The following is a 12791-nucleotide window of genomic DNA, read 5'->3' as shown; positions in this document are numbered from 1 at the left end:
CGTATGTTTACGATGGTACAAAAGCTTTGGCTTACAGTAGTATGTGCAGTATGTGTAACAGTTTCCTTTCTTTATTTTGTATCTTTATACTCATATGAAAAGTTATACGTTGATAATTTAAAAGATTCATTAGTAATGGAAGGGAAACGTCTTGCCACGCAATATGATAAACGTGAAGGAGTATCCACTTTTGAAGAGAAAGTAAGGGCATATGATCAAATATCTAGTTCAGATGTCCTTTTCGTATACAATCCGCGTGATTTAAGTGCATGTTTGCCTTTTGATGTTCACCATCATTCTCTTATAAGTGAAGGGGATAGACAGGCGCTATTAGATGGGAAAACTGTGACAAAGATAGGGTATGAAGAACATTTTGATCGTAATATTATGGGTGTTGTCATCCCTGTTTTAGATAATAAAAAATTAGTTGGTATTGTATACTCTTATATTCCTTTAAAAAGTATAAAAGACTTAATATTTGATATGGGTCTTATTTTAGCGCCGTTAGCACTTGCAATGATTTTAATTACAATATGGATTGGTAGAAAAATTATTATCGCCATCACGAGACCGCTTTCGCAAATGGAACGAGTTGCAAATCATTTGGCTACTGGAGATTTCTCAGAGCGGATTACAATTTCTTCAGAAGATGAAATTGGACGATTGGGAAAAGCCTTTAATAAAATGGCAAACTCCTTAGAAACAGAAGATGTAAAGCGTAAGGAATTTTTAGCTAATGTTTCGCATGAACTTAGAACACCGCTTAGTTATATTAAAGGATATAGTGAAGCTATTTTAGACGGTGTAGCGAAGGGGCCGCAGCAGGAAAAAGTAACGCAACTTATTCATAAAGAAGCAGGTCGCATGCAGCGCCTCGTTCATGATTTATTAGATCTAGCGCAGCTAGAAGGTGAACACTTTCCCTTAAAGAAACAACCTATCGTTTTTTCACAGCTTATTGAAGATGTACTAAATACGTACGAGTTACAGTTTGTAGAAAAAAACCTTCGTATTTCAACGAATTTAAATCCTGAAATTATCGTAATGATTGATGAGGATCGTATGCAACAAGTACTTCATAATGTATTAGATAATGCGATACGTTATACAAATCAAAACGGGGATATCATAATAACATTAAAGCAAATCGATGATTATTGTGAATTGCACATAAAAGATACAGGAATAGGTATTGATAGAGAGCATTTAGAAAATCTGGGGGAACGCTTTTACCGAGTAGATAAAGCGAGAAGTCGTCAACATGGTGGAACAGGTTTAGGTCTTGCAATTGTAAGGCAAATTGTTCATATACATGACGGTGAGTGGAGAATAGAAAGTGAAAAAGGTAAGGGCACGACAGTTAGTATTAAATTAAAAGCACAAGATGAGGAGAGCATATTCTAACTTTTGGAATATGCTCTTCATATTGAAGGTAAATAGTTACGCGTAAATGTATTAATTAATATCAAACAAATATCAAAAATTTGACTATTTTATGAACAAAACATTTGTACTTCTTACTAATTCATTCTAAAATAGTTATGGATGCTAAGTTCTTATAAAACGTTACAATTGTTGTTTGGAAGATACTGAGGTGATTTAACTGGAGTACAAATCTATTAAACCGAAAAAAATTTACGAAGAAGTATCTGAAGCTATTTTAACAATGATTAAAAATGGTACGTTAAAACCTGGTGACAAACTACTTCCTGTTCATCAATTAGCTGAGCAGTTTCAAGTTGGCAGATCTGCTGTTCGTGAAGCGCTAAGTGCGCTAAGAGCAATGGGCTTAATTGAAATGAAACAAGGAGAAGGTACATATGTAAGGAATTTCGATCCTTCTTCATTAACAAAATCACTAAATAACAAGTTATTAATGAAGAAAGAGGATATTTTGAATTTATTAGAAGTACGGAAGGTGCTCGAAGTGGGGGCAGTTCGAGCGGCAGCGGCAAAACGTACGGAAGCTAATTTGCAAAATATGAAGCAGTGGTTAGATGAAATGGCAAAGAGCATTGGAGATGAGAAGGCTGGCGAAAAAGCAGACTTTCATTTTCATATGGGAATTGCAGAATCTTCGCATAATAACATCTTGCTTGAGCTCATGAATCATGTTTCAGAGATGATTGCTGAAACGATTGGTGAATCAAGACGCATTATTTTATATGGTGAACAAACAACATCAGAACGACTTTTAGAAGAGCATCAATCTATATATGATGCGGTGTTAAAGCAAGATGTGGAATTAGCGCAGCAAGCGATGCTAGATCATTTAACAAATGTAGAACATATTGTCACAGGTAAAAGCGATATAAATTCGTAATTTAATCTTTTAAAAATCTAATTTTCTGATAAAATAGAGAGAGATTAAGTAAGCGTTTTCTTTAGAAGAGGGAGAGGATAGGCCATGGTTGAGCCTACTTCTTCTAATCTTAGTCATCTGATGACCATATGATTTTTGGCGGAGTTGTAATGAGGGGGAATTATAGTTATGAAAGTTACTTTATTTGTTACTTGTTTAGTCGATATGTTTGAAACAAACGTCGGTAAAGCAACAGTTGAAGTATTGGAGCGTTTAGGTTGTGAAATTGAATTTCCAGAAGCACAAGTTTGTTGTGGTCAGCCTGCTTATAATAGCGGCCATGTAGAAGCAGCAAAAGAAGCGATGAAACATATGATTGAAACTTTCGAAGATGCAGAATATATCGTTACGCCATCTGGATCTTGTGCGACAATGTTTCATGAGTATCCGCATGTTTTTAAAGATGATCCGAAGTGGGCTAAACGTGCACAAAAGGTTGCTGATAAAACATATGAATTTACACAATTTATTGTAGATGTTTTAAAAGTTACAGATGTTGGTGCAAGTTTACCAGGGATAGCTACTATTCATAAATCTTGTCATATGACACGCCTGCTTGGAGTAAAAGAGGCACCAGGAATTTTATTATCAAGCGTAAAAGGATTAATTGTGAGAGAACTGCCGAACGTGCAAAATTGTTGTGGGTTTGGGGGAACGTTTTCAGTTAAGATGACTCCAATTTCTGAGCAAATGGTAGATGAAAAAGTAGATAGTGTAATGGAAACAGGTGCAGATTATTTAATCGGTGCAGATTGTGGGTGTTTGTTAAACATTGGCGGACGTATTGAGCGTTTAGGAAAAGAAGTAAAAGTAATGCATATTGCTGAGGTCTTGAATAGTCGCTCATGAAGGGGGAACATAAGCTATGTCTATGAAAATCAGTGAGAAAAAATTTAATGATCGCGTTGGCGATGGAATTCAAGATTCGTTTATGCGCGGAGCGGTATCTTCTGCACAAACGCGTTTATATACAAATCGATTAAAAGCAGCTGACGAGTTGGGAAACTGGGAAGAGTGGCGTGAACTAGGTGAACAAATTCGTCAACATACGTTAGAAAATCTTGATTATTATTTAATGCAGTTAAGTGAAAATGTATCAAAAAGAGGCGGTCACGTTTACTTTGCGAAAACGAAAGAGGATGCAGCAAAGTATATTCAAGACGTTGCAAAAAAGAAACAAGCGAAGAAAGTTGTAAAATCAAAATCAATGGTAACTGAAGAAATTAGTATGAATCATGCCCTTGAAGAGATTGGTTGTGAAGTGTTAGAGAGTGACTTAGGAGAGTATATCTTGCAAGTAGATAACGATCCACCATCACATATTATTGCGCCTGCACTTCATAAAAACAGAACGCAAATTCGTGATGTATTTAAAGAAAAACTTGGATATGAAAATTCTGATGATCCATACGAAATGACAAAGTTTGTTCGTAAACAACTTCGTGAGAAATTTATGGATGCAGAAATTGGTGTGACAGGTTGTAACTTCGCTGTTGCAAATACTGGCTCTCTTTGTTTAGTGACGAATGAAGGTAATGCCGATCTTGTCATGTCGATTCCGAAAACACAAATTGCAGTAATGGGTATGGAACGTATGGTTCCGACAATGGAAGAATTAGATGTTTTAGTTGGTTTACTATGTCGTAGTGCGGTCGGTCAAAAATTAACAAGTTATGTAACAGTAGCAGGACCAATTCACGAGGAAGAGGTAGATGGACCAGAAGAGTTTCATTTAGTCGTTGTTGATAATGGCCGCTCTCAAATTCTTGGATCGGAATTCCGTTCAATATTGCAATGTATTCGTTGTGCCGCTTGTGTTAACGTATGTCCCGTATATCGTCACGTTGGTGGACATTCGTATGGATCTATTTATTCAGGACCAATCGGTGCGGTATTAACACCACTTTTAGGTGGGTATGACGATTACAAAGAGCTTCCTTATGCATCTAGTTTATGCGGAGCATGTACAGAAGCTTGTCCAGTAAAAATTCCATTACATGATTTATTATTAAAACATCGTCAAGTCATCGTTGAGCAAGAAGGTCGTGCCCCACTTGCAGAAAAATTAGCAATGAAAATGTTTAGTATGGGTGCTTCTTCAGCAGCTTTATATAAAATGGGATCGAAAATGGCACCGGCAGCAATGAGTCCATTTACATCTGGTAACCGTGTATCAAAAGGTGTTGGACCACTTAAAAACTGGACGGATATTCGTGAATTCCCAGCTCCAAGTAAAGAACGATTCCGTGATTGGTATAAAGATCATAAGAAAGGCGGGGACAAATAATGACAGGATTAATTCAAAACCGTGAGTCCTTTCTAGATAATATCGCAAAAGAACTTGGGCGCGCGCGTAAAACAGAAGGCGTAGAACGTCCAGCATGGAAAAGTAATGTGAATGTAGAAACGTTAAAAGATTATTCACAAGAAGAATTGTTAGAAGTATTTAAAAAGCAATGTACAAACATTCATACAACTGTTGTGGAAACGACAAACGACCGCTTACGTGAAGATATTCAAAAAGTAATTGTTGAAAACGGCGGAGGACCTATTATATTATCAGCAGATGAACGTTTTGATTCCTATGGATTGACTTCTTTATTTAAAGAAGAGCTTCCAAAGCAAAATGTTGAGGTAAATGTATGGGATCCTGAGAAAAAAGAAGAGAATATGCGTATAGCGGAAAAAGCGAATATCGGTATTGCATTTAGTGATTATACTTTAGCTGAATCTGGTACGATTGTTGTACAAAGTCATAAAGGACAAGGGCGTTCTTTACACTTTTTACCGACTGTATACTTTGCTATTATTCCACGTGAAACACTTGTACCGCGTATTACACAAGCAGTTCAACATATGAACTCTCGTGTGGAAAAAGGTGAAGCAGTCGCATCTTGTATTAACTTTATTACAGGACCAAGTAACTCTGCGGATATTGAAATGAATCTTGTTGTCGGAGTACACGGGCCGTTAAAAGCAGTATATTTCATCGTATAAAATAGGGGAAAGCAGGCCGGAAAACGGCCTGCTTTTTTAATAGAATAAAGATAATATGAAGTAGAAGTTCTCTCCTTTTTTTGTTATGTTCTTTTGGAAAGGAGAGGAAGGGATGTTCACTTATTTATATGCATTGTTAATAGGTATGGTGTTTGGTTTTTTTTTTATGGTGATTGCGATGAGAGTTCCAGTAGGGGAATCTATTATTACACCGCGTTCGTACTGTCATTACTGCGAGTATACGTTACAGCCGAAAGAACTTATTCCAATCATTTCATTTTGTATACAAAAAGGGCGTTGTACGAATTGTAAGAGCAAAATCTCAAGTTTGTACATAGTATTTGAATTTGTTACAGGCAGTTTATTTTTTCTTACTGTATATGTAATTGGAATGGAAAGAGAGCTCATCATCATTTTATCGCTTTTTTCGTTACTTCTAATTATTTCAGTTACAGATTTAGTATATATGCTAATACCTAATCGTATTTTAATTTGGTTTGCGCTTTTGCTTATTTTAGAATGTATTTTTGTACCGTTAGTTACTTGGATAGATAGTTTAGCTGGTAGTGGAACTATATTCATTTTGTTATATTGCATGCAAAAGATTTATCCAGATGGTCTTGGCGGAGGTGATGTAAAATTACTTTCGTTACTCGGATGTATAGTCGGAGTGAAAGGGGTTTTTATAACTTTATTTTTAGCATCTTGCTTTAGTCTTTGTTTTTTCGGGATAGGTATAGCGCTAAAACGTATAAACATAAGAACTCCAATTCCGTTCGGACCTTTTATTAGCCTTGGAGCAATATGTTATGTGTTGGTCACATATGCAAAATAGAGAGGAGATAGAAAATGAATGTATATATGGATGATCAAAGAAGTTGCCCATACGGATATGTTTTGGCAACTACAGTAGAATCTGCCTTGCAAATTGTTAGGGATAATGAGGTGAATATTATTTCCCTCGATTATAATATGGGATGGCGACAAAAAAGTGGGTTAGATTTCGTAGAAGCTTTCTGCAACGAAGGTTTATATGTTAATGAAATTCACCTTCATACAAATGATGTCATCGGTATGCATCAGATGAAAAAGAGCATAGAGAGAGGGAAGGAAAACGGGGAAATTAATCCTTATATTGCCTTGAAATATGTAGGGAGCTAAAAACTCCAAAGTAAAACTTTGGAGTTTTTAATGTTTCATATGTGCTTGTAAAGGAATAATTTCCTCCGTTTGAGCTCCAACTAATTGAGTTTTCTCTTGTTCAACAACAGGTGCTTTCTTTGTTAAGTAATGATATACCATACCGACAAATACGGATCCGCCAATAATGTTACCGATTGTAACTGGAATTAAGTTATGAATAGCGCCCGCAAAAGAAATTGTCTCAGGATGTGGTGATACTAAAGATAAAGCAAACAGTGATAAGTTTGCAATGCTATGCTCATAACCAGATAAAAAGAAAGTGAAAACGAGCATCATCATCATTAATATTTTTGCTGTGTCACCTTTCACTTGAGAAGGTAAGAAGCAGGCAAGACATACGAGCCAGTTACATAAAATCGCTTTAAAGAATAATTGCATTGTAGGTGTATTCATCTTTCCTTCAACAACTTTATTCATTAAATGACTGTGATCAATTGCTTCGAAAATTCCAGTTGCGTAAAATAGTAAGGCAAAGAATAAAGCGCCAGCTAAGTTACCTGCATAACAAGCAACCCAGTTGCGAAGTGTATCAGAAATCGTTGTTTCTTTTCTTAAAGTTGCCACTGTGAAGTACATTGTATTGCCAGTAAATAATTCAGCGCCGCCATATATAATAAGTACGAGAGCAATTCCGAAAAACATGGAGGAAGCTAAATATGTTGCTGGTGAATCTGCAATATGAAAAAAGTTACCTAATTTAAAACATAGTACAATAATAAAACCGATATAAATGCCCGCAAGTGCAGCACGAATGAAATATTGCATTGGATTTATATCTAGCATTTGTTTTTTGCTCTTAGCCAGTTTTACAACGTAATCTAATCCTTGTTCTAGCATGAGTAATACGCTCCTTTAATACATCGTCTATAAATACTCCTTATATGAATAAGGTACATGGATTTGTTCATAGTTTCAATAAGTTTGTGCAATATTTCACAAAAAGGACATACATCTAGAAAGGAAGCGTTTACAAAAAGTAGTATAATGGAATTTTTTCTGAAAATAGAGAGGGGAATTGAAACGAGAAAAAAGAAAAAGCGCTGTAATTACAGCGCTTTTTCGTCTAAATTCTTTTCTACTTTTACTTCTACTTCTTTCGAGAAGAACCAACCGCAAACTGCGATTCCAACTAATACAATCCAGAATGTAAGCTTCCACGGAGTGGATTCTGGGAATGAATGCGGAAGGACATTTAAAGCAGGGTGTGCTAGCGTATAAACTGTTAATTTCACACCAACCCAACCTACAATTAAAAATGCTGCAGTTTCAAGTCCTGGTTTACGTTTTAATATTTGTACGAAAGCAGTTGCTGCAAATCGCATTATAACTAATCCGATAAGTCCACCTGTAAAGATAACGATAAATTGACCTGTATCAAGACTACCAATCGTACCTAATCCTGTTTTCGGTAAAGTCACTGCTAATGCAACAGCAGCTAAAATTGAATCAACTGCGAAGGCGATATCAGCAACTTCGACTTTAAATACAGTCCACCAAAAGTTCTCTTGTTTTTTCTTTGCTTCTTTTTCTTCTGTTTCTTCATGTGTATTCTTTTTAACATACGTTTTAAATAAGTGATTCCCCGCGATAAACATAAGATAAATCGCACCAATTGCTTGCACTTGCCATACATCTACTAGGAACGAAATCATAAATAGTGATCCGAAGCGGAAAACGAACGCTCCTGCTAATCCATAAAATAGTGCTTTCTTTCGTTTTTCTTCTGGTAAATGTTTTACCATAATTGCGAGAACGAGAGCGTTATCAGCCGCTAAAATCCCCTCTAGTGCAATTAGGATGAGTAATACCCAACCATACTCCAATAATAATGATACATCCATGTACATTCTCCTCTCATTTCTATAAAGACTAAACAAGTGAAGAAGTTCCCCACTGTTTAGTTTCCCCATACTCCTGCGTATCAACGGTGGAAGGAATTTGAAAACAAAAAAGACCTCTGCCGTTGATAGGCAAAGGTCTTGCTAGACATATGTAATGAAAATGCCAACAAAGCCGGAAGAACTAAGTTCTACGTAATGACGACTTTGTTTCCAAGAAATAGTTCTTGGACGCTACTCCCCTTTGGAGATATGCTATTGTACTCTCATTATATGGATAATTTATACGGTTGTCAACCTGTTAAAATATCTTCGTTGGGATATTTTATTTTTCTTTGTTTTTTACGTGCAAATGAAAAGGCTAATGTTAAAGGCCCCATCTTTCCAAAAAACATCATAAAGATAATAATTGTTTTGCCGATGATTGTTAAGTGTGGCGTCAAATTCATGCTAAAGCCGACAGTTCCAAATGCTGAAAATACTTCAAAAGCACTCATTAATAAAGGAACCTTCTCAGTGATGCTTAAAATTAAAATGGAAAGAAAAATAAACGAAATTGAAATAATAGTAATCGTTAATGATTTGACAATGAGCGTATCTTTAATGGATTTTTTAAACACGACAATATCATCTTGTTCTTGCAAAAATTTAAATACGCCGAAAAACATAATCAAAAAAGTCGTTAACTTAATCCCACCACCAGTTGAAGCACTGCCAGCACCAATAAACATAAGAAGCATCATTAATAAAAGTGAAGGTTTTGATAATGCAGAGATATCAACAGTATTAAACCCGGCAGTACGTGTTGAAACCGCTTGAAAATAAGCAGCCATACCTTCTTCAAATGGTGTAAAACCTCTCATGGAAATTGAATTATGGAACTCAAATATAAAGATAAAAGCTGTAGCAATAATATTGACGATTAGAGTAGAAGAGAGCATAAGCTTTGAGTGCAAAGTAAGGTTTTTAAAGTTTTTCTTTCTTTTTATATCTACGATAACCGTAAAACCAATCCCACCTAAAATAATGAGGGAAGAAATAACGAGATTGACGAGAATGCTATGGGAGTGCGACATTAAATTATCGCTCCACACAGAAAACCCAGCATTGTTAAAGGCTGAGATAGAATGAAAAAAGCTATAATATATACCTTTGGCAACCCCGTATTTTGGTACCCATTCAAAAGAGAGAAGTAAAGTAGCGATACATTCTACAGTAAAAGAAAATAAAAATAATGCTTTTGCAAGACGAATGATTCCGCCGACATTTGTTTGGTTTAATGCTTGTTGTAATAAAATCCGGTTTTGAAGGCCGATTTTTCTGCCGAGCATAATTGCGATTAAAACAGCAAAGCTCATAATGCCAAGCCCGCCAACTTGTATAAGTGTTAAAATGACACATTGGCCAAATAAGGTAAATACTTTACCAGTGTCCACAACACCAAGCCCTGTAACCGTACAAGCAGAAACCGTTGTAAATAAAGCATCGAGCCATGAAATAGACGTTGTTGTAGCAATTGGCAATTTCAATAGGCATGTACCGATAATTGATAGCATAATAAAAGATACAGTAAGAACACGGGGAGGACTCATGCTAATGTTAATCCGTTTCATTTCACATATCGTTCCTTTCGATTTGCTCTTACTAGTATGTGAAGAAGCACTATTATGTATGTTAAAAAAGAAAGAGGCAGAGAATATCTGCCTCTAAGCCATAGGTTATATAGTTATCCGCGTAATTGTTGTTGAGCTAAAGCAACAAGACGTTTCGTTACTTCACCGCCAACTGATCCGTTAGAACGAGATGCTGTATTAGATCCTAAGCTTACACCGAATTCTTGTGCGATTTCATATTTGAATTGTTCAAGTGCTTGCTCTGCACCCGGAACTAGTAATTTGTTTGTTTTCACCATGTTGATACACATCCTTAAAGAGTAATCCAGTTTAGCTAAGTGCTATCTGGTAATGTTATTTTATGTGTAAACGACGTACTCATACACGGAAGTAAACGGTGTGATTAGAAGTTCTTGGATAGAAAAAAGAGTAGCAAATTTGCTACTCTTTTTTCAGTATTGTCGCTGTACCTTCTACGACAATATCATCAGATTGATTATATATGTTTGTTTGCAATGTGATAATTTTTTTATCGTCCCGTTTTTTAATAACTTCTGCCACAACGCGAAGTGTATCACCGATTTTGACAGGAGCACGGAATGAAACGTTTTGTGATAAATAAATCGTATTTTTGCCAGGAAGTTTCGTTCCAAGAATGGTAGAAATAAAACTTGAAACGAGCATGCCATGGGCAATACGTTCTTTGAACATTGTCGTTTTTGCAAAAGAGTCTAGAATGTGAATAGGATTTACATCTCCAGTCAATTTTGCAAAATTGATAACGTCCTCATCCGTAATTTTTTTTGTCAGTGATGCTTGATCACCGACTTGAATCTCATCGTAACGAAGCTCCGGAACAGTTTGTGCTTCTTGAAATGGATTCATTTTGTCCTCCTTCTTTTCCATATCGAAAAATGTAAGCCATCTTGATGTAGTAGGAGGAAGAAAGAGTTTTGTTTGTGCTGCAGTTAGTTGCCACATTTTTCTTACTTGATGGAAGTAAATAGATTTTTTGAGTTTTCCTCGAACTGCTTTGCGAGTTCTAGTTGTTTGGACTGGAACTCTCCCAAAAAAACTTCTAACTGTTTTTGAACCTCTTCACGTTGCGACTGTTGTTGTTCGATAAAGTGTTTTGTTGTTTCTTCAAATTGGCCGCTAGTTTGAGTAAGAATAGACAAAGATGTTTTCGTAGGCGAAACAGTAAGTTGGTGCATTTGATTAGAAAGCTCATTCCACTTTTCTTGCCACTCGTTAATTTGATCATTTAAGGAGTTTCCAGTTAATTGCTTCACATAGTCTGTATATTGGTTATTGAACTGAGCAGTGAATTGGTGTAGTTCTTTTTCTAGTTCATCTACTCCTGATGTTAATTTATGCAAAGCGTCTTGTTGTTGTTTTAACGTTTCTAAAGTAAGTTGCTCTAATTGTTTCCCAGCTGAAGAGAAGAGGGAAAGAGATTGAGACCAGTTTTTCCAAAATGCATCGACTAATTCGTATGGCTTAGTTTCCATTGTTTGACCTCCAAATGTTTTTTTGCGTATTGTGAACGCAGATTACTCTGCTGTACCACCAGGTGAAGATGAAGAATCCTTTTCATCCTTTTCTGGAGAAGTAGAAAATGGAAAGAATGCATTGGTGTATAACGTGAAAAACGTCCGCAACATATTTTGATAATGTTCAAAAGAAGTCGCACATGTTGTTAAATATTGCTCTCCATATTCTGTTAAAGAATAAATTCGTTTCGCTGGCCCGCCTTCGCTTGTATCCCAAGTAGAAGAAATAAGATTTTCTTTTTCTAATTTGCGTAGTGTCCTATACACATTACCTTGGTCAACAGAAGAAAAGCCGATGTCCATTAGCATTTGAATAAGTTTGTAACCATGAAGACTCCAGTCTTTTAGACAGAGAAGTAAGAAAGGAACTAAGAAGTTTTTTGGCATGGAGTTTGGTTGTTTCGCTTGGTTTTTTTCCAAACTTTCTGGGTGTTCTGGTTCATTATGTAGCATGATTGTGCATCACCTCATGAATCAGTTAGATGGAATTTTTTGCTTATAAGTGCAATTTACACCTATCTGTTTTTAATGTCAATACATTTGTTAGAAAATAAAGAAAAATAAAATATATACTTGAAGTTTTATTCGGAATATTAGAAAATAGTGAATAGGTTGAATTGTTTCAAAAACGAAAAAGGGAGTGTAGTCGAAGTGATTGATCAAAAATTCGATCCATTGCAAGCATGGAAAAATGCTTATGAACAAACCGAAACATTTTGGGGAAAAGCGCTCAATGAAACAATTAAAACAGAAGAATATTCTGCTTGGATGGGCAGCGTTCTAGATTTGAATTTGTTTTATCAAAAAGCATTAAATGATACGACAAAAAATTATTTAGAACAGGTGAATGTGCCGACGAGAGAGGATATCGCTAGAGTAGCTACGCTTGTTATTAACTTAGAAAATAAAGTTGATAACATCGAGGAAATTCTAGAAGAGAAAGTGGATTCATTAGGACAAGCTCCTACATTAAAGCGTGATGTTACGAAAGTAAAACAAGATATGCGCACGTTAGAAACGAAAGTTGATCAAATTTTAGAATTGCTAGAAAAGCAAAATGCAGTACTAGCTAAACTACAAGTACCTGTAAAAGAAGAAGTAAAGCCTGTAAATAAGCCAGAAAATAAAAAATGATAATGGCGTTTGTTTATAACGTGTAAAAGAGAGAGGGAGAATCTCTTTTCATGTATAAACAACGAAACATAATTAATATATGGACTCAATT

Annotated in this window: 15 protein-coding genes and 1 riboswitch; of the genes, 8 read left to right on the top strand and 7 right to left on the bottom strand. The window is 35.7% G+C overall.

The window, feature by feature from the left end:
- The first annotated feature begins 3 nt into the window (after positions 1-3).
- From B5P42_RS02685 to B5P42_RS02655, 7 genes are all read left to right on the top strand, one after another.
- Positions 4-1404, top strand: a complete 1401-nt coding sequence (locus tag B5P42_RS02685) for a sensor histidine kinase (RefSeq protein ID WP_002011591.1) — start codon at positions 4-6, stop codon at positions 1402-1404.
- 229 nt (positions 1405-1633) lie between these two features.
- Entirely contained in the window at positions 1634-2323 is a 690-nt protein-coding gene (locus tag B5P42_RS02680) for a FadR/GntR family transcriptional regulator (RefSeq protein ID WP_201053587.1), read from the top strand.
- Positions 2324-2491: 168 nt separating this feature from the next.
- Positions 2492-3211 (top strand): (Fe-S)-binding protein, encoded by a 720-nt coding sequence (locus B5P42_RS02675; protein ID WP_002011587.1) that lies wholly within the window; start codon positions 2492-2494, stop codon positions 3209-3211.
- Positions 3212-3227: 16 nt separating this feature from the next.
- Positions 3228-4649 carry a LutB/LldF family L-lactate oxidation iron-sulfur protein gene (locus tag B5P42_RS02670; protein WP_113733589.1) on the top strand — a complete coding sequence of 474 codons (1422 nt, stop codon included), beginning with the start codon at positions 3228-3230 and terminating at the stop codon, positions 4647-4649.
- Complete coding sequence (locus tag B5P42_RS02665) at positions 4649-5359, top strand: LutC/YkgG family protein (RefSeq protein WP_002126142.1); 711 nt, start codon at positions 4649-4651, stop codon at positions 5357-5359. Before B5P42_RS02670 ends, B5P42_RS02665 begins: the two co-directional genes overlap by 1 nt.
- A 112-nt stretch (positions 5360-5471) precedes the next feature.
- Complete coding sequence (locus B5P42_RS02660) at positions 5472-6194, top strand: prepilin peptidase (RefSeq protein ID WP_113733588.1); 723 nt, start codon at positions 5472-5474, stop codon at positions 6192-6194.
- 14 nt (positions 6195-6208) lie between these two features.
- A complete protein-coding gene (locus B5P42_RS02655) occupies positions 6209-6520 on the top strand; it encodes a cyclic-phosphate processing receiver domain-containing protein (protein WP_002064363.1) in 312 nt (103 codons plus the stop codon).
- Positions 6521-6547: 27 nt separating this feature from the next.
- On the opposite strand, the gene B5P42_RS02650 is transcribed toward B5P42_RS02655, so the two are convergent.
- The 7 genes from B5P42_RS02650 to phaQ all read right to left on the bottom strand — a co-directional run bounded on the left by B5P42_RS02650 (position 6548) and on the right by phaQ (position 12019).
- Positions 6548-7399, bottom strand: a complete 852-nt coding sequence (locus tag B5P42_RS02650; RefSeq protein WP_002011581.1) for a formate/nitrite transporter family protein — start codon at positions 7397-7399, stop codon at positions 6548-6550.
- Between the two features lie 209 nt (positions 7400-7608).
- Complete coding sequence (locus B5P42_RS02645) at positions 7609-8403, bottom strand: TerC family protein (RefSeq protein ID WP_002011580.1); 795 nt, start codon at positions 8401-8403, stop codon at positions 7609-7611.
- Positions 8404-8482: 79 nt separating this feature from the next.
- A riboswitch (yybP-ykoY riboswitch) is annotated at positions 8483-8655 on the bottom strand.
- Between the two features lie 38 nt (positions 8656-8693).
- Entirely contained in the window at positions 8694-10013 is a 1320-nt protein-coding gene (locus B5P42_RS02640; RefSeq protein ID WP_113733587.1) for a TrkH family potassium uptake protein, read from the bottom strand.
- Positions 10014-10126: 113 nt separating this feature from the next.
- A complete protein-coding gene (locus B5P42_RS02635) occupies positions 10127-10312 on the bottom strand; it encodes an alpha/beta-type small acid-soluble spore protein (RefSeq protein ID WP_000241212.1) in 186 nt (61 codons plus the stop codon).
- 142 nt (positions 10313-10454) lie between these two features.
- On the bottom strand, positions 10455-10898 hold the full coding sequence (locus B5P42_RS02630) for a MaoC family dehydratase (protein WP_001067911.1): 444 nt from the start codon (positions 10896-10898) through the stop codon (positions 10455-10457).
- A 101-nt stretch (positions 10899-10999) separates the two neighbouring features.
- Positions 11000-11524, bottom strand: coding sequence for a polyhydroxyalkanoic acid inclusion protein PhaP (gene phaP / locus B5P42_RS02625; protein ID WP_113733586.1), 525 nt, complete (start codon positions 11522-11524; stop codon positions 11000-11002).
- Between the two features lie 42 nt (positions 11525-11566).
- Positions 11567-12019: a poly-beta-hydroxybutyrate-responsive repressor gene (gene phaQ / locus B5P42_RS02620; RefSeq protein ID WP_000903018.1), complete on the bottom strand. Its 453-nt coding sequence runs from the start codon at positions 12017-12019 to the stop codon at positions 11567-11569.
- 198 nt (positions 12020-12217) lie between these two features.
- On the opposite strand from phaQ, the gene phaR reads away from it, so the two are divergent.
- Positions 12218-12700, top strand: coding sequence for a polyhydroxyalkanoic acid synthase subunit PhaR (gene phaR, locus B5P42_RS02615; protein WP_000566956.1), 483 nt, complete (start codon positions 12218-12220; stop codon positions 12698-12700).
- Positions 12701-12791: the final 91 nt, after the last annotated feature.

The sequence above is a fragment of the Bacillus sp. SRB_331 genome, assembly GCF_003264175.1.
Classification (GTDB): Bacteria; Bacillota; Bacilli; order Bacillales; family Bacillaceae_G; genus Bacillus_A; species Bacillus_A mycoides.
This window is presented reverse-complemented; position numbering and strand designations above follow the sequence as displayed.

What these genes read in the sequence shown, in the direction of transcription:
- B5P42_RS02630 (WP_001067911.1), bottom strand. Translation starts at nt 10,898, where the DNA reads ATGAATCCATTTCAAGAAGCACAAACTGTTCCGGAGCTTCGTTACGAT.
- phaQ (WP_000903018.1), bottom strand. Translation starts at nt 12,019, where the DNA reads ATGCTACATAATGAACCAGAACACCCAGAAAGTTTGGAAAAAAACCAA.
- B5P42_RS02635 (WP_000241212.1), bottom strand. Translation starts at nt 10,312, where the DNA reads ATGGTGAAAACAAACAAATTACTAGTTCCGGGTGCAGAGCAAGCACTT.
- B5P42_RS02660 (WP_113733588.1), top strand. Translation starts at nt 5,472, where the DNA reads ATGTTCACTTATTTATATGCATTGTTAATAGGTATGGTGTTTGGTTTT.
- B5P42_RS02675 (WP_002011587.1), top strand. Translation starts at nt 2,492, where the DNA reads ATGAAAGTTACTTTATTTGTTACTTGTTTAGTCGATATGTTTGAAACA.
- B5P42_RS02655 (WP_002064363.1), top strand. Translation starts at nt 6,209, where the DNA reads ATGAATGTATATATGGATGATCAAAGAAGTTGCCCATACGGATATGTT.
- B5P42_RS02670 (WP_113733589.1), top strand. Translation starts at nt 3,228, where the DNA reads ATGTCTATGAAAATCAGTGAGAAAAAATTTAATGATCGCGTTGGCGAT.
- B5P42_RS02650 (WP_002011581.1), bottom strand. Translation starts at nt 7,399, where the DNA reads ATGCTAGAACAAGGATTAGATTACGTTGTAAAACTGGCTAAGAGCAAA.
- phaP (WP_113733586.1), bottom strand. Translation starts at nt 11,524, where the DNA reads ATGGAAACTAAGCCATACGAATTAGTCGATGCATTTTGGAAAAACTGG.
- B5P42_RS02645 (WP_002011580.1), bottom strand. Translation starts at nt 8,403, where the DNA reads ATGGATGTATCATTATTATTGGAGTATGGTTGGGTATTACTCATCCTA.
- B5P42_RS02665 (WP_002126142.1), top strand. Translation starts at nt 4,649, where the DNA reads ATGACAGGATTAATTCAAAACCGTGAGTCCTTTCTAGATAATATCGCA.
- B5P42_RS02640 (WP_113733587.1), bottom strand. Translation starts at nt 10,013, where the DNA reads ATGAAACGGATTAACATTAGCATGAGTCCTCCCCGTGTTCTTACTGTA.
- B5P42_RS02685 (WP_002011591.1), top strand. Translation starts at nt 4, where the DNA reads ATGTTTACGATGGTACAAAAGCTTTGGCTTACAGTAGTATGTGCAGTA.